General features: G+C 40.9%; 22 protein-coding genes and 1 other annotated feature. Of the genes, 18 read left to right on the plus strand and 4 right to left on the minus strand.

Features of this window, described 5'->3' with window-relative positions; genetic code table 11:
• The first annotated feature begins 363 nt into the window (after positions 1–363).
• The 8 genes from MLE14_RS10305 to MLE14_RS10340 all read left to right on the plus strand — a co-directional run bounded on the left by MLE14_RS10305 (position 364) and on the right by MLE14_RS10340 (position 6,958).
• Positions 364–708, plus strand: coding sequence for a YckD family protein (locus tag MLE14_RS10305; protein ID WP_243298285.1), 345 nt, complete (start codon positions 364–366; stop codon positions 706–708).
• 121 nt (positions 709–829) lie between these two features.
• Positions 830–2,326: an amidase family protein gene (locus tag MLE14_RS10310; RefSeq protein WP_243298286.1), complete on the plus strand. Its 1,497-nt coding sequence runs from the start codon at positions 830–832 to the stop codon at positions 2,324–2,326.
• Positions 2,327–2,393: 67 nt separating this feature from the next.
• The gene (locus tag MLE14_RS10315; RefSeq protein ID WP_243298287.1) at positions 2,394–2,822 is read left to right on the plus strand and encodes a YncE family protein; all 429 of its coding nucleotides are present in this window, start codon (positions 2,394–2,396) and stop codon (positions 2,820–2,822) included.
• 1 nt (position 2,823) lies between these two features.
• Entirely contained in the window at positions 2,824–3,312 is a 489-nt protein-coding gene (locus MLE14_RS10320) for a YncE family protein (protein WP_243298288.1), read from the plus strand.
• A gap of 65 nt (positions 3,313–3,377) precedes the next feature.
• Positions 3,378–4,670: a serine hydrolase domain-containing protein gene (locus tag MLE14_RS10325; RefSeq protein ID WP_243298289.1), complete on the plus strand. Its 1,293-nt coding sequence runs from the start codon at positions 3,378–3,380 to the stop codon at positions 4,668–4,670.
• Positions 4,671–5,075: 405 nt separating this feature from the next.
• Complete coding sequence (locus MLE14_RS10330) at positions 5,076–5,579, plus strand: S4 domain-containing protein (RefSeq protein WP_243298290.1); 504 nt, start codon at positions 5,076–5,078, stop codon at positions 5,577–5,579.
• A gap of 96 nt (positions 5,580–5,675) precedes the next feature.
• Positions 5,676–6,179, plus strand: a complete 504-nt coding sequence (locus MLE14_RS10335; protein ID WP_243298291.1) for a DinB family protein — start codon at positions 5,676–5,678, stop codon at positions 6,177–6,179.
• Positions 6,180–6,721: 542 nt separating this feature from the next.
• Positions 6,722–6,958, plus strand: coding sequence for a hypothetical protein (locus MLE14_RS10340; RefSeq protein WP_243298292.1), 237 nt, complete (start codon positions 6,722–6,724; stop codon positions 6,956–6,958).
• Between the two features lie 323 nt (positions 6,959–7,281).
• On the opposite strand, the gene proS is transcribed toward MLE14_RS10340, so the two are convergent.
• Entirely contained in the window at positions 7,282–8,718 is a 1,437-nt protein-coding gene (proS, locus tag MLE14_RS10345; RefSeq protein WP_243298293.1) for a proline--tRNA ligase, read from the minus strand.
• A gap of 314 nt (positions 8,719–9,032) precedes the next feature.
• Positions 9,033–9,240 (minus strand) — a binding site (T-box leader).
• A gap of 112 nt (positions 9,241–9,352) precedes the next feature.
• On the opposite strand from proS, the gene shc reads away from it, so the two are divergent.
• From shc to MLE14_RS10385, 8 genes are all read left to right on the plus strand, one after another.
• Positions 9,353–11,248: a squalene--hopene cyclase gene (gene shc, locus MLE14_RS10350; protein ID WP_243298294.1), complete on the plus strand. Its 1,896-nt coding sequence runs from the start codon at positions 9,353–9,355 to the stop codon at positions 11,246–11,248.
• Positions 11,249–11,337: 89 nt separating this feature from the next.
• Positions 11,338–12,558, plus strand: a complete 1,221-nt coding sequence (locus MLE14_RS10355; protein ID WP_243298295.1) for a DUF819 family protein — start codon at positions 11,338–11,340, stop codon at positions 12,556–12,558.
• Positions 12,559–12,801: 243 nt separating this feature from the next.
• A complete protein-coding gene (locus MLE14_RS10360; protein ID WP_243298296.1) occupies positions 12,802–13,722 on the plus strand; it encodes an MBL fold metallo-hydrolase in 921 nt (306 codons plus the stop codon).
• 214 nt (positions 13,723–13,936) lie between these two features.
• Complete coding sequence (locus MLE14_RS10365) at positions 13,937–14,287, plus strand: lmo0954 family membrane protein (protein WP_243298297.1); 351 nt, start codon at positions 13,937–13,939, stop codon at positions 14,285–14,287.
• Positions 14,288–14,304: 17 nt separating this feature from the next.
• Entirely contained in the window at positions 14,305–14,955 is a 651-nt protein-coding gene (locus MLE14_RS10370) for a PspA/IM30 family protein (protein ID WP_243298298.1), read from the plus strand.
• A 100-nt stretch (positions 14,956–15,055) separates the two neighbouring features.
• On the plus strand, positions 15,056–15,793 hold the full coding sequence (liaF, locus tag MLE14_RS10375) for a cell wall-active antibiotics response protein LiaF (protein ID WP_243298299.1): 738 nt from the start codon (positions 15,056–15,058) through the stop codon (positions 15,791–15,793).
• Entirely contained in the window at positions 15,790–16,836 is a 1,047-nt protein-coding gene (locus MLE14_RS10380; RefSeq protein WP_243298300.1) for a sensor histidine kinase, read from the plus strand. The genes liaF and MLE14_RS10380 overlap by 4 nt, the downstream gene beginning before the upstream one ends.
• Entirely contained in the window at positions 16,829–17,461 is a 633-nt protein-coding gene (locus MLE14_RS10385; protein WP_243298301.1) for a response regulator transcription factor, read from the plus strand. Before MLE14_RS10380 ends, MLE14_RS10385 begins: the two co-directional genes overlap by 8 nt.
• Before the next feature lie 43 nt (positions 17,462–17,504).
• Here the strand turns inward: MLE14_RS10385 and MLE14_RS10390 are convergent, their stop codons facing one another.
• The 3 genes from MLE14_RS10390 to MLE14_RS10400 all read right to left on the minus strand — a co-directional run bounded on the left by MLE14_RS10390 (position 17,505) and on the right by MLE14_RS10400 (position 19,668).
• Positions 17,505–18,581: a mechanosensitive ion channel family protein gene (locus tag MLE14_RS10390; RefSeq protein WP_243298302.1), complete on the minus strand. Its 1,077-nt coding sequence runs from the start codon at positions 18,579–18,581 to the stop codon at positions 17,505–17,507.
• Positions 18,582–18,692: 111 nt separating this feature from the next.
• Complete coding sequence (locus tag MLE14_RS10395; RefSeq protein ID WP_243298303.1) at positions 18,693–19,256, minus strand: beta-class carbonic anhydrase; 564 nt, start codon at positions 19,254–19,256, stop codon at positions 18,693–18,695.
• 112 nt (positions 19,257–19,368) lie between these two features.
• Complete coding sequence (locus MLE14_RS10400; protein WP_243298304.1) at positions 19,369–19,668, minus strand: hypothetical protein; 300 nt, start codon at positions 19,666–19,668, stop codon at positions 19,369–19,371.
• A gap of 242 nt (positions 19,669–19,910) precedes the next feature.
• Between MLE14_RS10400 and MLE14_RS10405 the strand changes: the two genes are divergently transcribed.
• Both MLE14_RS10405 and treP read left to right on the plus strand, forming a co-directional pair.
• Positions 19,911–20,645 carry a VOC family protein gene (locus MLE14_RS10405; protein ID WP_243298305.1) on the plus strand — a complete coding sequence of 245 codons (735 nt, stop codon included), beginning with the start codon at positions 19,911–19,913 and terminating at the stop codon, positions 20,643–20,645.
• A 996-nt stretch (positions 20,646–21,641) separates the two neighbouring features.
• Positions 21,642–23,066: a PTS system trehalose-specific EIIBC component gene (treP, locus tag MLE14_RS10410; protein WP_243298306.1), complete on the plus strand. Its 1,425-nt coding sequence runs from the start codon at positions 21,642–21,644 to the stop codon at positions 23,064–23,066.
• Positions 23,067–23,443 lie beyond the last annotated feature (377 nt).

Genomic DNA, 23,443 nt, shown 5'->3' on the forward strand with positions numbered 1-23,443 from the left:
ATAAAAGATCAGAATTCGTTGATTATATTCCTCAATTGTTGATAAATGTACAAAATCCGTTGATAAATTCGCACTGATGGTCAGGAGGTATGCTCTCCTGACCATTTCTTTTTTCATACATAATTCTCCATGAGAATGGGACAGATAATTGATGGTTATATACTCCTTGCGCATGACTCGGATAGATCAGATACACTCCTTTCTGTCAGGCTTAACGCATCATATTATCAGTGTATTGCCTAACAGTTTGTACTTTCATTGTAATTGTGTAATGAATCAATACTAAAAAATGAAAGGATGAATACATAATCTTCCATTGCGGGTGACAAAATAATCCATATTACGAAAGGAGTGTTAATGAAAGTGAAAAAGCGTTTGTTTCTGATAATAACGGCTGTTGTAATGCTGGCGATGGTTCTAAATGCAGCACCGGTCTTAGCGAATACACCAGAACCTGAGAAGCAGGTTCAATTTACGGAAGATCAGAAAAAGGTGCTGGCTGACCTTTATAAGGAAATTTTTGAACTGAGAAAAACAGTAGTGGATAAATATGTTGAATATGGGGCCATGTCAAAAGAAACAGCAGAAAAGGTAAAATCCTGGATGGACGAGCATTACCAAAGAATGGAGGAGCGTGGCTTCCAGCCGATGGAGCATCGGCACCATCATGGACATAAGAAAGTAAAAGAGGGCGAACATCAGCAATAGACGAACGCGTTATCCTTCAAGACAACCGATGTCTTGAAGGATTTTTTATGTGCTTTGTAGGAATTTCGAAAGTTATAGAGAAATGTGTAGAAATAGAAAATCATAGAGAGGTGTGGGGCGGGTGAAGGAGTATATTCATTATGATGGATTGGGCTTAGCTGAACTAGTGAAGAAAAAGGAAGTACATCCGAGAGAACTGGTTCAAGCCGCGATCCAAAGAATCGAGGCGAAAAATCCGAAACTCAATGCGGTTATACATAAAATGTATGAAAAAGCTGAAAAAATGGCAGACAAAATAGAGCCAACCGGAACGTTCGCGGGCGTTCCGATTTTATTGAAAGACATTGCGCAAGAAATCGAGGGAGAGCCGATTACGGCAGGTTCCAAGGCATTTCAAAATTATAGAGCCAAACAAGATTCCGAGTATGTAAAAAGAGTGAAAAAAACCGGAACGATTATCCTTGGCCAAACGAATGTGCCGGAGTTTGCCCTTTTGGGAATTACAGAACCAAAGCATTATGGACCGACGAGAAATCCATGGAATTCAAATCATTCTCCGGGAGGGTCCAGTGGCGGATCTGCAGCAGCCGTTGCATCGGGCATGGTTCCGATTGCTGGTGCCAATGATGGCGGTGGTTCCATTCGAATTCCAGGGTCTTATTGCGGCCTGTTTGGATTAAAGCCAACAAGAGGCAGAACCCCCGTGGGTCCAACCATTGGGCGTGAATGGCAAGGGGCTTCCGTGGATCATATTTTATCGAGATCCGTTAGAGACAGTGCAGCAATGCTTGATGAGATAAAGGGACATGTGAAATGGGCCGCCTTTCATGCGCAAGACTACAATGGCAGCTATCTGCAGGATGCAGAAACGCCATTAACTGAACAGCTAAGAATTGCTTTTACCACCCAATCACCACTCGGAACAGAGGTTGACCCTGAATGCAGGGAAGCCGTTCTTAAAACAGCGAAGCTGCTAGAATCAATGGGTCATATAGTCGAAGAAAAAGAAGCTCCTGTAGATGGGCATCAAATTGCCAAAAGCTATTTGAACAACTACTTTGGCGAAGTGGCAGCCACCTTAGAAAATTTACAAAGTATCCTTGGCAGAAATGCAAGCTACAGCGATGTCGAGCCAACTACCTGGTTGCTAGGTTTGCTCGGCAAAGCTACGAGTGCTAAAGAAATGGCCATAAGTATCCGTGAATGGGACCGCGCGGCTTACATCATGGAGGAGTTCCATGAAACCTATGATTTTTACTTAACACCGTCCACGGCAACTCCACCTGTCAAAATAGGTGAGCTAGAGCCCAAACCTGCAGAAAAACTGGCTATTTCAATTGTTGGCCGACTAGGCTTAGGCGGTCTGCTGAAAAAAACGGGAATTGTCGATAAATTAGCGGTTGAAAATTTATCAAAGGTTCCATTTTCACAGCTTGCCAATCTAACCGGCCAACCGGCGATGACCCTTCCCCTCTTTCTTTCTGAAAAGAGATTGCCGATTGGGGTACAATTTATGGCGGCTAGGGGCAGGGAAGATTTGTTGTTTAGGCTTGCCGGTCAAATCGAGGCAGACGGTCACTTTGTTGATGTGAAACAAAATCCGACCTATCTTTCTTAATTTTTTAAATATCTTACTATAAAAAACTATGATACTATTTGAATAAATCAACAGGGAGGTTCTGCATATGGCTGAATTATTAATCGTATTAAATAAGGACGAGGATACGGTATCGATTATTGATGCGAACTCCTACGAAACCCTAAAGGTCATTGAAACAGATTATAATCCGCATGAGCTAATAATCACACTGGATGGCAAGAAGACGTATATTACCTGTTCACTTGGTAATAAAATCAACATCCTGGATAACGAGACATTTGAAATTACCAACACTTTAGAGCATCCTGATTTTAATTTCCCGCATGGACTAGGGATTACGAATGACGGAGCAAAAGTCTTTATGGCATCCACCTACAGCGAGAAACTATTTGTGATTGATACAAAAACAGATGAAATTACAAATGTATTTCCTACCTATCAAAAGCTTTCTCACATGATTTCATTCTCTCCAGATGGGAAAAACGGTGTACGTCCCGAATATCGGAAGTCATAACATGACGGTAGTAGATGTTGAATCAGAGAGAGTTTTGAACCACTTCCCAGTCGGCAGAGGGCCAGAAGGCGTGGCTGTTCACCCGAACGGCAAAGAGCTATACGTGGCCAATCAAGATGACAATAACCTCTATGTAATCGATACGGCAACATTAGAAGTTTTACATAAAAGAAGACTTGGAACTTGTCCTGTCCGGCTTGTCTTTTCACCGGATGGCAGATATGCGCTGATTCCAAATCGCGAATCAGGCGATCTATCAATCATCGAAACAGCATTCAAATTAAAAGATATGGTACGACCGTGGGAAGTAAAACGGATCCGTGTTGGTGTCTGGCCGGGCGGAGTTGTCTTTAATCCAGAGGGAACAAAGGCATTTGTGGCCAATAACAAAACAAATGATATTTCGGTTATCAATATGGAGACGCTTGAAGAGGAAGCTCGCATTCCAGCTGGCATCCATCCCGATGGAATTGCTTATTTAGTAAAGTAACCAAATCATCAAAAAGCTTACACTTCGTGGGCTTCACTTTCATCAATTGAAATGGAGCGGAGAAAATGTCTGAGCAAAAATGGCAGGATTTCGAGTCTTATGTAGAAAAGATAATGAGGGAAAAACATATCCCTGGTGCCGCAGTAGCTGTTTCCCAAAACGGAGAGGTGATTTACGAAAAAGGATTTGGGTATCGCAATGTAACTACTAAGGAATCGGTTACTCCAGAAACGATTTTTGGGATTGCCTCTGTCACAAAATCATTTACAGCTCTAGCTATTATACAGTTGGAAGAGGAAGGCAGGCTTTCAGTCCATGACCCAGTTGTTAAGTACATACCAGAATTTCAGCTTAATGGTGTAAAGGATATGGGTACAATTAAAATCTATCATTTGCTTTCCCATACAACCGGATTACCGCCAATGCGGAGGAGGGAAGAGCTGAACAGACTGAAAGACCATTTGGAGTATTTGGCAAATGAAGAGTACGAAATGCTTGGCGAACCAGGGGAGTATTTTAGTTATTGTAATGATACCTTTTTGCTGTTAGGAGAAATTGTTGAGCGGTTAACCGGCAGGCTTCACCGCAGATACGTGACGGAAAAAATCCTGAACCCGCTTCAGATGTATCGTTCAACCTTTAGCTTGGAGGAAGTGGCGAAACTACAAAATGTTTCAGTTCCTTATATGTATAATAGGAAAACCAAGTCCTACGAAGAACAGCCATGGCCAACTCTAGGAAACTATGAGGTAGGCGGAGGAATCCGCTCCAATGTTCTCGATCTTTTAAAATATGGCCAGGTCTATCTGGAGGATTCCACTAAGTATACTCGTAAAATGTGGAACCATCTTCATCCTATTAAAAGTAACTCCTACTACGGCTATGCTCTCCAGGTAACACCTGATTATTCGGGTGTCACCCTTGTGGAGCACGGAGGTGGCCAGCCGGGTGTTTCATCGAACTTTGGCTTTATTCCGGAAAAAGGAGTGGCAGTCAGTGTACTTACGAATGTCTCCGAGGCACCGGCTGCGGAGCTTTGGCTTGCGGCCGTTAACACAGTTTTGGGTCTTCCTCTTGATCAAAAGAGGAGTGTTGAACCTGTTTATGAAGCGACTCCGGGAGAGCTGCAGCTTTTAAAAGGTACGTACGAATCAGCTGAAGGCGGCAACATTACAATTTTAGAAGAGGACAATGAGTGGGTTGCTGAAGCGGCAGGAGAAAAATTTAAATTAAGAGCCAGTGCCAGTGATACCTTGGTCATCGAAGCATTGGAGCTGCCCCTTAAGTTCTTTATAAAAGAAGAAGGTCCTGCCTGGGCGGTTCTGTTTGGGTCTAGGATGCTGAGGAGAAAAGTATAAATGGAAAGAATCTAAATTAAAAATAAAAGCTATAGAAATTCTCTATATCATTTGTTAAAATATCCCTATAACACTATTTGGATAGAAAGGATCGTTCTGACTGTATGCCAACATTTACTTTGTAATGGAAGCTATGAATTGGATAAGACTCCGCTTTTTGAAAAACGAGAGGTTTTTCGTCAAGGGGGAAGTCTGCCCATTTATCCCATTACAAAGGAACAGAACAGATCTGTAGTATGTATACACAGAGGTTCTCCTATTTGGGGGAACCTTTTTTGCTGTGAATAAACAGGGAGGGTACTAAAACCTGCAGTTTTTTCCATATAAAATGTATGAATTCCGCATACTGCAAGATATCCAAATAGTGATGTGTCTGTTCCTTTATCTTTAAGAGGTGAAGGAAAAATGCAGATTGCAACCAAGGAATTGGTTTGGAATTTAGTGAATGTAAAAGAGGATAACGTGGTCCATCGCCACTGCAGTAACTGTGGCAAGGTTGTTCCTTTCTTTGATACAAATGTCAGGAGGCATAATGCAAACGGGAAAACGATTTATCGGTTTGCAATTTTTAAATGTGAAAAAAATCATACGTGGAACAAAAGGCTGGAAATCTATAAAACGTATACAGACCATGTCCGGTTAATGGAAGAACGGGTGACTATTGAGTTGGAGAAAATAGAACTCTCTTTGGAAGAATTTAAAAAAGAGGGGATTCAACTAGTCTGTATTAAGATTGGAAAGGTTTTAGGAACTTTCCGATTGGATAAAACGATTTCTGACAGATTTACAGATTGGAGCCGTTCCGAAATTGTAAGTAAAATTAAGGAGGGTTCAATCAGGGTGAATGGTAATGTGGAGAAACCGAGCAGTAAAATCTCAGAAAATTCAATTTTAACCATTTCATTGTAATCTGAAAAAAAACTAATACTTCCCTGACAGTGATTGTCAGGGAAGTTATTTTATAATGAGAAAAACCACTTGATTAAAGGTAAGGAGGATAAAAATATGGTTCATCCTGCATTAGACATGTACCATTATCATGTTTGGGCAAATAGTGTGATAATGGATCGGTTATTAGAGCTGCCACGGGATATTTATCACAAGGAGATTCAAAGCGGTTTTTCCTCGGTAGCGAAGGTGTTGTCGCATATTTACCAAGTAGACCATACATGGTTTGAGATTATCTCTGGGAAAACCATGAAGGAAGCGATGGAACATTCATTTCAATTAGGGCCGGAAGTGGAAGCTAAAAGTTTGGAGGAAATAAAAAATAGATTTGTGAATTTATCTGATCAGTGGCAAGAACTGCTAGCCAGTATTGAAGATATGGATCAGGTAATGGTTGTTGAAAATCCGTATGCAGGCCGGCTAGAAACGTCTGTTGCCGAAACACTGCTACACGTTGCGACCCATGGCGCCTACCACCGCGGCAATATTGCAACCATGCTGCGGCAAATGGGTCACACCTCAGTCATGCAGGATTATGGACTTTATTTATATCAAAAATAGAAAGGCTCAGGGAAAATCCCTGAGCTTTTTTAATAGGATGCAAGAGATACCAAAAGGGTTTAAAAGGAGATAGAGAATAAGAACGGTCCTTGTGCCGGGCTCTTAAGGACAAAACTCGTCCAGTCCCCTAGTCAAAATGTCCGTGCAAAAGGCGGATGAAGGACAAAACGCGGCCGGGGATCCAGGCGAATGTCCGTTATAAGGAAGATGAAGGACAAAATCCAGTCAGTACCACAGGCAAATGTCCTTCATAAGGCAGATGAAGGCGGCCAAAACCCGTCCGGGGATCCAGGCGAATGTCTGTCATAAGGAAGATGAAGGACAAAAACTCGGTCGGCGATCCAATCAAATGTCCTTCATAAGGTAGATGAAGGACAAAACCCGGCCGTGGATTCAGGTAAATGTCCGTCATAAGATTGATGAAGGACAAAAACTAGCATGCGATCCAATCAAATGTCCATCATAAGGCAGATGAAGGACAAAACCCGGCTGGGGATCCAGGCAAAAGTCCATCATAAGGTGGATGAAGGATAAAAACCAGCATGCGATCCAATCAAATGTCCATCATAAGGCAGATGAAGGCCAAAACCCGTCCGGGGATCCAGGCGAATGTCTGTCATAAGGAAGATGAAGGACAAAAACTCGGTCGGCGATCCAATCAAATGTCCATCATAAGGCAGATGAAGGCCAAAACCCGTCCGGCGATCCAGGCAAATGTCCATCATAAGATTGATGAAGGACAAAAACCAGCCGGGGATCCAGGCGAATGTCCGTTATAAGGAAGATGAAGGACAAAATCCAGTCAGTACCACAGGCAAATGTCCTTCATAAGGCAGATGAAGGCCAAAACCCGTCCGGGGATCCAGGCGAATGTCTGTCATAAGGAAGATGAAGGACAAAAACTCGGTCGGCGATCCAATCAAATGTCCTTCATAAGGTAGATGAAGGACAAAACCCGGCCGTGGATTCAGGTAAATGTCCGTCATAAGGCTATCAAGTACTAAACGCAGAAAAACAGAAGTAAAAAAGTCCTTCATAAGGTTATGAAGGACAGATTTATAATTTGAAAGGGGAAATCTTCTTCTTTATATACCCGGAATCTCTAATAACTCTTCGCCCAATACACCAGATGTTTGGCCTCTTTCCCGCAGCGGACACACTGTGTGGAAACCGACTCCTGCTCAAACGGAATACATCGGGAAGTAGCGCCCGTTTCTTCTTTTATTTGATCCTCACACGACCGATCTCCGCACCACATTGCTTTGATAAACCCAGGGTTACTTGATAATTTAGTTTTAAATTCATCAAAGGCAGCAGCAGTCGATGTTTTTTCCTCACGTGCCGCTTGTGCCTTATTAAACAAGTTCTTTTGAATCTCGTCTAAAAGTGCAACAATCCTATCTTCTATTTGATCCATTGAGACAAACAGTTTCTCGCCCGTATCCCGCCGAACCAGTACAACCTGATTGTTTTCAATATCCTTTGGCCCAACTTCTAAGCGGAGCGGAATCCCCTTCATTTCGTATTCATTAAACTTCCAGCCAGGTTTTTTATCGCTGGCATCCATATCAACCCTTACGACGGCAGATAGCCTGTCTTTCAAATCATAAGCAAAGTCTAAAACTCCTTCTTTATGCTGAGCAATTGGAACTATCATTACTTGAGTAGGCGCAACCTTTGGCGGGATTACCAGACCCCGGTCATCACCATGAACCATAATCAATGCACCAATCACCCGTGTCGTAAAGCCCCAGGATGTTTGATGAACATACTGTAAATTCCCATCTTTATCAAGGTATTGGATGCCAAAAGCTTTAGCAAATCCATCTCCTAAATGATGGGAAGTAGCGGTTTGCAAGGCTTTCCCGTCATGCATTAGACTTTCGATTGTGTAGGTGAATTTGGCGCCGGCAAACTTTTCTTTTTCTGTCTTTTGCCCCTTTATGACAGGGATTGCTAAAAGCTCTTCACATACACTTGCATACACTTCGAGCATCTTAGTTGTTTCCTCATGCGCTTCTTCATCTGTGGCATGAGCAGTATGTCCTTCTTGCCATAAGAATTCAAGTGTACGTAGAAATGGACGGGTTGTTTTTTCCCATCTAACAACATTGGACCATTGATTATATAGTTTTGGCAGGTCCCGGTAAGAATGAATAATATTTTTATAATGCTCACAGAAAAGCACTTCAGAAGTCGGGCGGACCACTAACCGTTCGGCTAGCTGCTCTGATCCGCCATGAGTGACCCAAGCGACTTCAGGGGCAAAGCCTTCGATATGATCCTTTTCTTTTTGCAGCAGACTTTCTGGGATAAATAATGGCATATATACATTTTGATGTCCTGTTTCTCTAATGCGATTGTCCAATTCCTGTTTAATATTTTCCCATAATGCATATCCGTATGGCCGAATAATCATCGAACCGCGGACACTAGAGTAATCGACTAAATCAGCTTTTGTGACAATATCTGTGTACCATTGGGCAAAGTCTTCATCCATCGCCGTTACGCTTTTAACAAACTCCTTTGACTCCTTCATATATGACACTCCTTCTGAAATAAAAATAAAAGGCTGTTTTCGTAAAGTTTGTTGTAAATAACCGCAGTTGAAATACACTTCGCTTTCCGCTGGCATCCACGAGAGTCCTCGAACTCCACTGACGTTCTGTTCTGTGGGGTCTCGCCTCGCTCGCTTTTCCCACTTTCCGCTGCTGCAATCTGCTGTTTATATGAGGCAGAGGAAATGAGTCTTCTTGTATTTCAACTGCTTGTTAAGCTTTTTCAGTAAAAATGTATCTGTCAACAGCAAAAATCTTTTAGAAAACACCCCAAATAAAAAAGCCTTGACCCCCGAAAAGGGACCAAGACTTGGCGGTACCACCCTGTTTTATAAGGCAAAATACCTTATACACTTGCTTATATAACGGTTTAAACCGCTGTATCTTTTACATACAGAACTCGGAAGGTAGGTTCAAATGATAGCCAATAGGAACCTTTCAGCAGCCGGTTCCCTCTCTGTGATTGACAGAATCATTTTACTAGTCCTCGTCATTGTTTTTTCTAATATGAGTTTTGAAAAATTATATAGGAAAGAATAGGTAAAAGTCAATTCCTTTTGAATGTTTGCTTCAGTCTATCTCATATATTGATAGAAAAAGACTGGAGGGATCGGGATGATTGAACAGGTTCAGGCGGAAATCGAGAGAATCGTCTCTATTTTGAAAAGGGATCAGCGCGAGGATGGGGCGTGGACCTATCCATTTGATGTAGGAATCATGACTGATGCCTATATGATTATTTTACTTAGGACACTAGAGTGGCATGATGAACCGCTTATTCAAGAACTGGTCAGACGAATCGAAAGCAGGCAAGAACCAAATGGCGCATGGAAACTTTATGAGGACGAGACAGGCGGGAATTTGTCTTTAACGATTGAAGCTTACTATGCCCTTTTATATTCTGGCTATCGTAAAAAATCAGATCCTCATATGAAAAGAGCAAGCCATTTCATCAGGCAAAAAGGCGGATTAAAAAAGGCAAAAGTGTATTTAAAGGTATTGCTTGCGATGACAGGGCAATACCCGTGGCCTACCTTTTCACCGATTCCGGTAGAAATTATGCTCTTGCCGCGTTCTTCTCCATTTAATTTTTATGATATCTCAGTTTTTGGACGTGCCAATTTAGCCCCGATGATGATTATCACAAGTCTTCGTCTTCAGGCAAAGACCACTTTAAGTCCGGATCTTTCCCATCTGTATCTATCCCAGCGTGAAAATCACATAGATGATTATTGGGAGGAGTATCGCTCCAAAGAATGGCGTTCCTTTTTTACCTTGATTCAACAAGGGATCAGTACATTGCTAGGAATTCCTGAAAGAATTCGGGCGCGTGCATTAGATGAAGCAAAGCAATATATGCTGCAGAGAATAGAGCCGGATGGAACCCTATTGAACTATTTTAGTTCTACTTTTTATATGATTTTTGCCCTGCTTGCTATGGGGACATCCAAGCAAGATCCCATTATTGTCAAAGCGGTAGAAGGGCTGGCATCTATGGGAACTGTAATTGGGAATCACGTTCATATTCAGTATACAACCGCTAACGTTTGGAATACCTCACTCATTGGAATGGCGCTGCAAAAAGCAGGATTGCCTGATTATGACCCGGCGATTGTAAAGGCGAACCAGTATCTATTAAATAAACAGCATCATAAATTTGGAGATTGGGTGATTCATAATCCAAAGGGGCAGCCAGGAGGATGGGGGTTCTCGGAAAGTAATACAATCAATCCAGATGTGGATGATACAACAGCAAGTCTCCGTTCATTGACCAGTGCGGTGTTAGACGATCCTAATCTTCTTCAGTCATGGAACCGGGGGATTCAATGGCTTCATACGATGCAAAATAAAGATGGGGGCTGGCCAGCCTTTGAGAGGGGAATTAACGAAAAATGGCTAGAGTGGGTACCGATGGAAGGCGCAGAGTTTTTTCTAATGGATCCGTCAAGTGCGGATCTTACGGGAAGAACGCTAGAGTTTTTAGGGAATTATACAGAGTTTGAAAAACCAAATAAACGGATAGAGAAGGCAGTTAAATGGCTCTATGATCATCAGGAAAAGAATGGATCATGGTATGGAAGATGGGGGATCTGTTATATATACGGGACCTGGGCAGCTGTAACAGGACTAATTTCTGTGGGAGAATCTCACAAACATCCCGCCATCCAAAATGCGATAAAATGGCTAAAGCAAACGCAAAATCAGGATGGAGGCTGGGGAGAGTCCTGTAAGAGTGATATCTATAAAAAATATATACCTTTAAATGAGAGCACATTGACGCATACTGCATGGGCGGTGGATGCACTGATTGCAGCTTCTGACCGGCCAACCAGGCAGATTGAAAATGGAATTGCCTTTTTAATCAGAAATAGCGGAAACAATTCTTGGACAGAATGGTATCCGGCAGGGCAAGGGATGGCGGATTTCTTTTATATTCATTATCATAGCTATCGATATATATGGCCACTCGTCGCTTTATCGAATTACAAGAAAAAGTATGATCAAGTTTAAGAGATTATTAGTTCTGCAATAAAACTTGTTAGAAAATTAAAACTTGTGTTTAAATAGAAGGGATATGATACAGGGAAAGGAGAATAGATTTGGAAAGTTTGATTAAACCGGATGAAACATGGCTCCTGTGGGCTTTTTTAGCCGCCTGGGCTGCCATAAGTATCTATTTAGACCAAAAATATAAATGGGCCTCAAAGGTTTCGGGTGCCATTATCGCACTCGTTGGAGCTATGATTCTGGCAAATTTAAATATTATTCCGACTGCTTCTCCTGTCTACGATGCAGTTTGGGGATACGTAATTCCGTTAGCAATTCCTCTATTATTGTTTCAGGCCAATTTAAAAAAGATTTGGAATGAAAGCGGAAAGCTGCTCATTATTTTTCTGATTAGTTCAATCGGGACAGTTGCCGGAGTAACGGTCGCATTTATCACTTTAAAAGACTACATACCTGTCCTAGATAAAATTGGTGCGATGATGACAGGATCTTATATTGGTGGGGGCGTTAATTTTGCGGCACTGGCTGCGAAATTTGAAACACCAGGCGAAATGGTTTCCGCTGCTACAGTAGCTGATAATTTTATGATGGCAATCTATTTCTTTGTATTAATTGCAATTCCTTCGATTTCATTTTTCAGGAAAAACTTCAAAACTCCATATATTGACCAGGTTGAAAAAACAGGTGTAAGGGAAGGAGAAACTCAAAGCGCTGCTTACTGGAAGCGAAAGGATATCTCGTTAAAGGATATTGCCTTTGCGTTGGGAAGTGCTTTTGTGATTGTGGCGGTTTCTTTCAAACTGGCACAAGTTTTTAATAGTTTCATTCCTAGCGAAGATTCAGGTAATACATTTTTGGTCATTCTTGACGGTATACTAGGGGATAAATACTTAATGCTGACGACCATTACCGTATTGCTGGTAACGGTATTTCATCGTTTCTTTGAAAGAATCAATGGTGCGCAAGAGCTTGGGACGTATTTAATTTACTTATTCTTTGTTGTGATTGGTGTTCCAGCTTCCATCCCTCTATTGCTAGAAGCAGCTCCGTTACTATTAGTTTTTGTCGCCATTATTGTTTTAGGTAATATGGTCATCACCTTTTTCTTCGGAAGATTGTTTAAATTTACCCTAGAAGAAATGATATTAGCCAGTAATGCCAATGTAGGCGGACCAACAACGGCAGCAGCGATGGCTGTGTCGAGGGGCTGGACCGATTTAATTGCTCCCATCATGCTTGTTGGAACACTAGGCTATATCATCGGAAATTATGTTGGCAGCTTTATGGGGTATTGGTTCCAAAGCATGCTATAAAATGAAGACAAATGCGGCGGCCGAAAATGGCCGTCTTTTTTGATACATGTAAAATTGTATAAAATTTTAGCAAAGAAGTATATCCGAAGCAGTAATTTCAGGAATAAAGGATAAGTGAACTACGCCTCTGTCTTCAACCTAAGGCTCGACAGTCGGCAAGTTTTCTTTAAAGATATGTAAAGAATCTATGAAAAAAGAAGATTTGCTTAGAGGAAATCGTACAATGGAACAGGAGGTGCAGCGATGAAGAAACGGTATCAAAACTACGACAATGTGACAAGCACAAAAACGTTTTCGGATATGCTGCGTTGGCAAAGAGAAAGAAGGACTAATAAAAAGGATCTGACTATACAAATTCCACAGTCTGAGAAAAAAGAGATTTTAAAACTGCAACAGAACCGAACAGACCGTTCCATTACATGGGTAGGTCATTCTACCTTTCTGATTCAGCTCGAAGGATTAAATATTTTAACGGATCCGGTCTGGGCCAATCGGATGGGAATTCAAAAACGATTAACAGAACCGGGTATTCCGATAGAGCAGCTGCCTGAAATTGATATCGTCGTTATTTCTCACGGGCATTATGATCATCTTGATTTTGGATCAATAAAAAAACTAAAAGGAAGCCCTTCTTTCTACGTGCCGATTGGGCTTAAGACTCTTTTTACAAGAAGAGGTTATTCAAAAGTAGTAGAAGCGAATTGGTGGGACAGCTTTACATACAAGGGTCTTCAAATCTCATTTGTCCCTGCCCAGCATTGGACGAAACGATCGTTAACCGATACGAATAGGTCCCATTGGGGAGGCTGGATTTTCGAAGCTCATAACCCAAAGCAATCCGTCTACTTCGTTGGGGATACGGGTTACTTTAGAGGCTTTCATGATATCGCTCATCGTTTTGACCTGGATATTGTTTTAATGCCAATTGGTGCCTATGAACCAGAATGGTTTATGAAGGTGTCTCATATTAACCCGGAAGATGCAATCAAAGCTTTTTTAGAATTAAAGGGGCGCCTCTTTATCCCGATGCATTACGGAGCCTTTCGTCTTGCGGATGATACAGGTCCTGAAGCGTTAGAACGAATGTATAAAGAATGGGACCGGCTGCAGTTAAGTGATGAGATGCTAAAGGTACTTGCAATTGGTGAAACATTTTGGATATAGAAAAAGTTAAGGAAGGAAGCAGCTAGCATTAATCTGGCTGCTTCTTTTTTCATTCAAAACGGGGGCACTCCACAGAAAATGTTACAGGGTCTGACCCTGACTAAGCCTCAAGCCCTATACCAAAATATAGCTGAAGCTCATTATGAGAAGACGAGAATGCAGATAAGATAGTGACATAAAGGAAATGCAACAACCCGAAAGGAGGAAATTAAAGATGAAAAAATTCTTGTTATTGCTGATAGGTGGAACTGCCATCCTTGTTTTACTTGGGACATTAGGACCGATGGTTGGCCTTGCCATTAGTGCCGTCATCTTATACTACTCTGCTAAGGAATTTATAAAGGCAGAATCAACAGGTAAAAAGATTTTGTGGGCAATCATTGGTTTGATTGCATTATCTGCAACCTTATCCAATGTTCCGGCGCTTGCAGGAGTGGTGGCCATCGTCGTCTTATACCTAGTCTATAAGAAATGGAACAAGGAAAAAGAAGTCATCACCGAAAAGAACGATGATCCATTTGTCAATTTTGAAAGAGAATGGTCAGAACTTAAAAAACATTATTAATAAAGGAGAGAATCCATATGACAAATTTATGGGACCGTATTAAAAATTCAGTAGCTGCCGATTTTCATGAGATTTTAGATCAAAAAGAACAAAAGAATCCAATTGCTTCTTTAAACCAATATCTTCGCCAATGTGAGCAGGAGGTAGAAAAGGTCCGCAAGCTCTTAGAACGTCAGTATATGTTAAAAGATGAATTTACCCGCGAATATCACCATGCCTCAGAGCTATTGGAAAAACGACAACATCAGGCTGATATCGCTGCAAAAGCTGGCGATCAAGAACTTCATGAGTTTGCTGTAACAGAGCTCCGCATGTATGAAGAAAGAGTGGCCCGTTTAAAAGAAGCTCGCACCAAGGTGCTGCAGCAGCTAGTCGAGCTTGAACGGAAATACGAGGAAATGAAGCATAAGCTAAAAGATATGCATATTAAGCGGATGGAGCTAATGGGGCGTGAAAATATCACACGTGCACATATGAAAATTAATAAAATGCTTGAATCTGCAACCTATTCTACTAATCAGCCGTTTTCTAAATTCAGTGAGCTAGAAAATTATCTAGACCGGTTAGAGTATAGAATTAACTCGGATTATCACCGAAATACCATTGATGCTCGAATTGCTCAGCTAGAAAAAGAGCTAAAAAAAGAAGAAACTAATACTCTTCAATAAGAAAAACGTGGTATTCTAAAAATGGTAAGAGTACAGGCGTAGGTTACTACGCCTTTTCAGCCTTTTTTATCTTATACAACCTAGAAAGGAGGAGAGACCTGTGAATGTTGGAAAGAAATCGGACATCTTTAAATATGCTGTCATTGCACTCATTATTTTATTGATCCTAGAAATCTCTTTTTTCAATCCAGGTTTTATCTTCTCCATTGCGATATCCGTTTTTTTTATTTATTGGGGGAGAAAGTGGTCTCCTCGCATGTCAGGGAAAATACTTTTTTGGTTTGGAGTTATTAGTTTAATCATCGGATTTTTAAGCTCCTTTGCTTTTCGATTGCTTCTGTTTGCTGCGATTTTTTATATTTTGCTGCAGTACGGCCGGTCGAAGCAGCGACCGACACCGATTAAACCAATTATTCACGAGGGCGAAGCTTTTCATAATGGCTCTTCTCCTCTCTACATCAGAAATCCTTTATTCCAGAATATCTTGATTGGCAGACAGCGAACCCCTGAAACTGTGTATGAATGGCATGATATCAATATTCAGGCAGGGATTGGGGACACGATTATTGATTTAACGAATACGGTTTTGCCTAAAGGTGAATCCGTTATAATGATTCGCAATATTATTGGGAATGTTCAAATCTATGTTCCCTATGATTTAGAAGTACAGGCGAGCCATTCCGTTGTAGCCGGAACCTTTGATATTTTTGAACAAAAAGAGGAAAAAGTATTTTCAGCCAATGTGATGTATCAGACTCCTGAATATGGGAAAGCCACACAAAAAATAAAAATCGTCACCACCATGTTTCTAGGAAAACTAGAGGTGAAGCGATTATGAGTACGATTATGCGGCATGTGATGATGTGTATTGGCTTAACCTTAGGAGTAATGGCCTTATTAACAGTGGCCATTTTCTTCTATTTTCCATTAGAAGAATGGTCATTGCTATGGGAAACGAAAATTTTGGATATGCCTTTTATTACATTTGTCCCTGGGCTTTGCATTATTTTAGCGATTATTGTTGGGATTTTTTCCGGTCTTTTTTGGAGAAATCAGTTAAGCAATGTGGAAAAGGGTCTTTATCTGTTAGAACAAGGAAAGCAGGTAACCCTTGAAAAGCCTCATAAAGTCCCGGAGATTGCACCGATTTGGAGCCGGATGGAAGGAATCCAAAAACAGATAGCGGAACAGACAAAACTGTCACAAAAACTGGCTAATGAAAAAGCGGCCGATCAAGAAAAAGTAATTGAAGAAATGGTGTTTCAGGAAAGACAGCGTCTGGCAAGAGAACTGCATGATTCGGTAAGCCAACAGTTATTTGCTGCTTCGATGATGATGTCTGCCATTACGGAGACTAAGTCCAATCCAGAAGACCGAGAGACAAAGCAGCTGAAGCTGGTTGAGGGAATGATTCAGCAATCGCAAATGGAAATGAGAGCACTGCTTCTTCACCTTCGTCCGGTTGCACTTAAAGGCAAAGCGATTCATGAAGGAATGAAGGAACTGCTCCAGGAGCTTTCTTTAAAAGTTCCAATGGAGGTTACGTGGAAGCTTGAACCTTTGCAGCTTGATAAAGGGGTAGAGGATCATCTGTTTCGTATTTTCCAAGAATCGATTTCAAACACTCTCCGTCATTCTAAAGCTAAATCATTGGAAGTATTATTTATTGAAAGAGATGACCTGATTATTTTACGGGTTGCTGATGACGGCATTGGATTTAACGTGGAAGAAACAAAAACAGGTTCATACGGATTGCAAAATATGTATGAACGGGCTGTTGAACTTGGCGGATTATGTAAAATTGTGAGTATACCTGGGCATGGAACGAAGTTAGAAGTGAGAATTCCGAAGGTAAGCAAAGAAGGTGATGGGAATGATTAAGGTATTGTTTGTGGATGACCATGAAATGGTACGGATTGGAGTATCCTCGTATCTGTCTGCTCAGCCGGATATTGAAGTAATTGCGGAAGCGGATAATGGAAAAACGGCTGTGGAAATGGCACTTGAATTAAGACCGGACATTATCTTGATGGATTTAGTCATGAAGGAAATGGACGGCATTGAAGCCACCCGTGAAATTATGAAGCAATGGCCAGAAGCTAAAATTATCATTGTGACAAGCTTTCTTGATGACGATAAGGTATATCCGGCACTTGAAGCTGGCGCTACAAGCTATTTATTAAAAACCTCGAAAGCAAGCGAGATTGCAGAAGCAATTCGGTCGACATTTCACGGGCAAACTGTGTTAGAGCCAGAAGTAACTGGAAAAGTGATGTCAAAAATGCGAAAAGGCAATGAGCGTCTTCCTCATGAAGAGTTGACAGAGCGGGAAATGGAAATTCTGCTGCTGATGGCTCAAGGAAAGACGAACCAAGAAATTGCCGACGAGTTATTTATCGCCTTAAAAACAGCCAAGGTTCATGTAAGTAATATATTAAGCAAGCTAGATGTACAGGACCGGACACAGGCGGTCATCTATGCTTTCAAACATTCCCTTGTAAAATAAAAAAGCCCCCATATTTTGGTTGGAGGGCTTTTTTATTGTAATTCTATGCATCCTGTTCAAGAGAAAACCGCCGTTCTTCCATATTGGCCAGGAAGAGGGAACGGGTCGGGTAGGCCAGTTCAATGTTTGCTTCTTCCAGCATACGAAGAATTTCAAAGTTTAACTGCTCTTTAATTTGTAAATACTCTCCCCACACAGTAGTTTTAGTAAAGAGATAAAAAAATACTTCGTAATTTCCATTTTCTATCATATCAAATGTAACAAAAATCGTTTCTTGATGAATGTCCTCATTATTTTTAAGATACTCGCGGATATTTTCAATAAATTGGTTCAGCTTATCTGGAGGTGCTTGGCCAGAAACCGGCAGGGTAAAGGTAATTTGCCTTTTGCCCATCTTCGACCAGTTGGTAATGGCTTCATTAGCGAGCGTCGAATTTGGGACGGTAACAAGTGCCTGGGCGAACGTCCGGACGATGGTGCTCCGAAAGGAAATGTCTTCGACTGTCCCTTCTACACTTTTTGTTTTAATCCAATCCCCAATCGTAAATGGCTTTTCGGTAATAATAACAAACCCGCCAAAAACGTTCTTGACGGTATCCTGGGCAGCTAAGGCGAAGGCTAATCCGCCGAGGCCAAGACCCGCAATAAAACCATTTACATCGTAGTCAAACTCTTGTGCAATGACACTAAGGGCAAGAGCAATAATAATAAACCGGGCGATTCTTGATAAAAATGGAGCGACCATCTCATCCATTTCAAGGTTGAATCGTTTATTAATGTTTTGAAATATGAGTGAAGAAGCAGCTGTTAAATTATAGAACCCCCACGCTAAGAGTGCGATGATACTGGCTCTATAGATCCGAATCACAGCCCACATATATTCATTCATGAATGACAGCTGATCTAACGCTAAAAATACTCCAATTGATACAAACAGCCACCTCAATGGCCCTTCGAAGGCAAGGAGGATATGAAACACAAACTCCGTCGATTTTCTTTTAAAAAGTCCCGTTATAAAATTAAAAATATATGTAGTAAACAGTTTTCTAAGCAGTAAGAACGCCAGGATAATGGCTACACTAATTCCCAGTTCCTTTAGTAAGTCAATCGATACATCCAATTTAATCACCCCTGTTTACGTATAGTATGCCTAAAAATTCGAATAGAAATGGCGGTTGAATGAAAGAGTTATGCTAAAAGGAAAAAAGCAGTTCCGAGAAAGAACTGCTTTTTAAGAATGATAACCTTCAGTTATTAGATCAAGCTTCCCGGTTTCGGGATTAATAACCAGTCCATGCACAGGAACTGATTTGTCCATCAGAGGATGATTTCTGATCATGTCAACACTGTTTTTCACATTTTCTTCAACACTGTTAAAGCCTGCAAGCCATTTTTCTGTATCTATTCCAGAAAACCTGAGAGTATCAAGAGTTTGATCAGAGATTCCGCGCTGCTTCATTTTTTGAATGGTGTCATGGCTGTTTACCTTGCTCATGCCACAGTCATGGTGCCCGATTACTAGTACTTCTTCAGCCCCTAACTCATAGAGGGCAATTAAAATACTTCTCATTGCACTGCCAAATGGATGATTAACAGATGCCCCTGCATTTTTAACAATTTTTACATCGCCATTCTTGAGGTTCATTGCTTTTGGCAGCAATTCAACCAATCTTGTGTCCATACAGGTGAGAATGACCATCCGCTTATTTGGGAATTTAGTTGTTGTGTAAGCCTCATATTGTTTTTCTTCTACAAACTTTTCATTGTATGTAAGGATTTCATTTAGTAGTGTCATGATTACACCTCTTTTATTATTTTTAAATGGTGGCTAAATCTTGAAGCAGATACTCTTGATCCTTTGGTTTTTGAATGAGTTCAGCCGCTTCAAAAGCAAGTTCTTTGAAGTATTATACTTCAGCTGTATTCCCCAAAACTTTATTTTCTCTTGCCATAGCTTCATACGCAAAGGTGAGATCAAAATTCCCAATTCCGTGTTCCTGACAGATTTCAAGATTACGCTTTGTGTGATATAAAGCGGGTTCACCTCTCTCTAAAACTGAATATACACGAGAAATTTGCCATTCCCCGCTAGACCGATCTACGGGGCTCCAATTAGTTCCCAATGGTAGCGGGAATGCAATCATTCGGTCAGTTTCTGCTTTTTTAATAGACCCACACGGCGTTAAAGCAATCTGCGGCAATTCCACGGTGATTTACGCTGATTGATTGTCCATTTTCATTCCTCACAGTATCCTGTTTTTAAAAGAGTTCCCCTTTATTAATATTACCATGAGAAATTTCTAAAAACGATGGATGAAGACTTTGCCAGTTTTAAGACCATTTGAATTCATTATTAATCATATATTAAGTAAAATTGAAGCAGACATATATATATATCCCGGAAAGGAAAAATCAAAACTTCTGATTTATTTTTAAAAGGAGGAGAAGCATGGATTTTTATTTAGATCACCTTGTGCAGTTTGTTTATGAAGACTTAAATTCGAAAACCGAGGCGTTAAATAAAGAAGGAATCCCTGCAAAAAGAGGCGGCAGTCATATCGATTGGGGGACGTATAATAGTTTGTGGTATTCGCCGAATCTTGCCTATATCGAATGGCTGTCTATTGAAGATAGAGAAAAAGCGAAGAAGGCTGAAAATCCTCTTGTCCATCATTTATTGAAAAAAGAATCCGCCGGAAACCACCTTGGACAGATTGCTCTTCGTACCTATAACATGGATGAGGTTGCACGTGGTTTTAGCGAAAAGCATATTCCGCATCAGCTGTTTGACGGAAGAAGAACCCGAAGTGACGGGATTACGCTGACTTGGAAAATGCTGTTTTTGAAACAAAAAGCTGGAGAACTGGAGCTCCCCTTTTTGATTGAGTGGGGGCAGTCTGATATTGAGAGAAAAAACGATTTAGAAAAACAAGGACTAATCGATCATAATTTATCAATTTCAAAAGTCTACTACGCCGTGCATAATGTAGCTGATTCATTAAATAAATGGTACCGCTTTTTCCCGTTTGAAGAAAAGAAGGAAGTAACTAAAGAAGAGTGGTTTGGGAAAGGGTTTGAAATTCAATTGAAAAATGCTGCACTTGTTTTTCTCCAGCCTGTAAAAAAAGGCTATATCTCTGATATCTTAAACAGATATGGCGAAGGTCCTTTTTTATTTGAATAAAATGTATTGATAAACCCACTTGGTAAAGCGTCCAAGTGGTTTCTTTTTGTATATTCTCAGACAGGGGAAAAATTGTGTGAAATTATTCAAGCAGTCTATCGGTCAAAACTTGATTCTATGGGTCAAATTTGTGTTCTATCGGTCAAAAATGGTTTCTATGGGTCAAATCGGGGTGTCTATCGGTCAAAAACGGGATTCTATCGGTCAAACTGGAAGTTCTATCGGTCAAAACTTGATTCTATGGGTCAAATCTGTGTTCTATCGGTCAAAAATGGTGTCTATGGGTCAAATTTGAGTTCTATCGGTCAAAAACGGGATTCTATCGGTCAAACTGGAAGTTCTATCGGTCAAAACTTGATTCTATGGGTCAAATCTGTGTTCTATCGGTCAAAACTTGATTCTATGGGTCAAATCTGAGTTCTATCGGTCAAATTGGGGTGCCTATCGGTCAAAAACGGGATTCTATCGGTCAAACTGGAAGTTCTATCGGTCAAAACTTGATTCTATGGGTCAAATCTGTGTTCTATCGGTCAAAATTTTTTCTATCGGTCAAATTGGGGTGCCTATCGGTCAAAACTTGATTCTATGGGTCAAATCTGAGTTCTATCGGTCAAAAAAGGTTTCTATGGGTCAAATTTGTGTTCTATCGGTCAAAAACGGGATTCTATCAGTCAAACTGGAAGTTCTATCGGTCAAAACTGGTTTCTACGGGTCAAATCTGAGTTCTATCGGTCAAAACTTGTTTCTACGGGTCAAATTTGTGCTCTATCGGTCAAACTGAATTTCCATCAGTCAAAATTTTGGTCTATAAACCGAAATCACTAAAACGGTTCTTTTTGGAAGCGTCAACATTTTCGTTGACAACATGTATATACATGTTTAGAATTAACTAGTAACATGTATATACATGTTACTAAAACAACAGATATTCCTCATAAAAAACGAGGGATTCAGCAAAATAATGTATAAAATGAAAACGATTACGGGAGGGGCACCATGAGTGAATACAAAGATTCAGCCCGCCAGATAGTTGAGGCTGTAGGCGGTAAAGAGAATATTGCAGGCGCAACTCACTGTGTAACACGCTTGCGCTTTGCTTTAAAAGACGATGAAAAAGTCGATAAAGAGAAGCTGGAAACGATTGATGTTGTAAAAGGATCATTTTCTGCAAATGGTCAATTCCAAGTGGTTATTGGTCAAGGAACAGTTGACAAAGTATATAAAGAATTAGCAGCACAAACCGGGATAGAGCATGCCTCAAAAGAGGATATTAAAGAGCAGGCAGCAGAAAAATTAAATCCTTTACAAAGAGCGATTAAGACATTAGCAGATATTTTTATTCCGATTCTGCCAGCAATCGTAACAGCGGGTCTCTTGATGGGGATCAACAATCTTTTAACAGCGAATGATTTATTTTATGAAGGAACTTCTGTCATAGCGGTTCATCCGCAATGGGCAGATTTAGCTGGCATCATCAATTTAATAGCGAATACGGCCTTCACCTTCCTTCCTGCCCTCATCGGCTGGTCGGCAGTTAAAAAATTTGGTGGAAGCCCGATACTTGGGATTGTATTAGGATCCATGCTTGTGCACCCAGACCTTTTAAATGCTTGGGGATATGGAAGTGCACTTCAGGCTGGAGAGGTTCCGACTTGGAATATATTAGGCCTAACCGTTGAGAAAGTAGGTTATCAGGGTCAGGTTTTGCCAGTTCTGGTGGCCTCCTATTTACTTGCTAAGTTAGAAATCTTTTTGAAAAAGCGTGTCCATGACTCAATTCAATTGCTTGTTGTCGGACCTGTAGCATTATTAGTTACCGGATTTGCAGCTTTTATCGCAATTGGTCCGATTACTTTTGCGATTGGTAATGTAATAACTGATGCAATGGTCATGATTTTTGATAACTTCTCAATTATTGGCGGGTTGCTTTATGGCGGCTTATATGCAGTGCTTGTTATTACGGGAATGCACCACACCTTCTTGCCAATTGATTTGCAGTTAATCGGTACCGGAAATGGAACATTCTTATGGCCGATTTTGGTTATGTCTAACATTGCTCAAGGGTCAGCTGCGTTGGCTGTGATGGTGCTCGCAAGGAAAAATGAGAAGCTTCGCGGTTTAGCATTAACGGCTGGAATTTCAGCGTATATGGGAATCACGGAACCAGCGATGTTTGGTGTAAACTTACGCTATCGCTTTGCTTTTATCAGTGCGATTACTTCATCCGCCATTGCAGGTGCCTTTATTTCCTTCTTTGGCGTTAGAGCGAATTCGATTGGAGTAGGCGGGCTGCCAGGAATTTTATCTATTATGCAGGAATATTGGCTTGTTTTTGCAATTGGCATGCTAATCTCCATTGTTCTTCCATTTGTATTGACCTATCTATTTGCAAAAATTAAGAAGCAAGAATTTCCGGCATAAAAAAAAAGGGGAGAGCATGAATTCTCCCCTTTTTTCTATGTGCGCCCAGCATGGGTGCAATCTATAGGGTGAAAGTCCCGAACTGTGAAGGCAGAAGTAACAGTAGCTTAACGCAAGGGTGTCCGTGGTGACACGGAATCTGAAGGAAGCGAGCGGCAAACCTCCGGTCTGAGGAACACGAACTTCATATAAGGCTAGGTATCATTGGATGAGTTTGCATAACAAAACAAAGTCCTTTCTGCCAAAGATGATACAGAGTAAATGAAGCAGATATTTGGAGGGAAAGATTGCACTCTTACCTGGGGAGATCTGACTGGAAAGCCAAGTACTCTTGGTAACCTATCTAGCGATAGATAGCTGAACAGTTAGAAGTCAGC

Origin of the sequence: Bacillus litorisediminis, from assembly GCF_022808645.1 — a bacterium.
Lineage (GTDB): Bacteria > Bacillota > Bacilli > Bacillales > JC228 > Bacillus_BF > Bacillus_BF litorisediminis.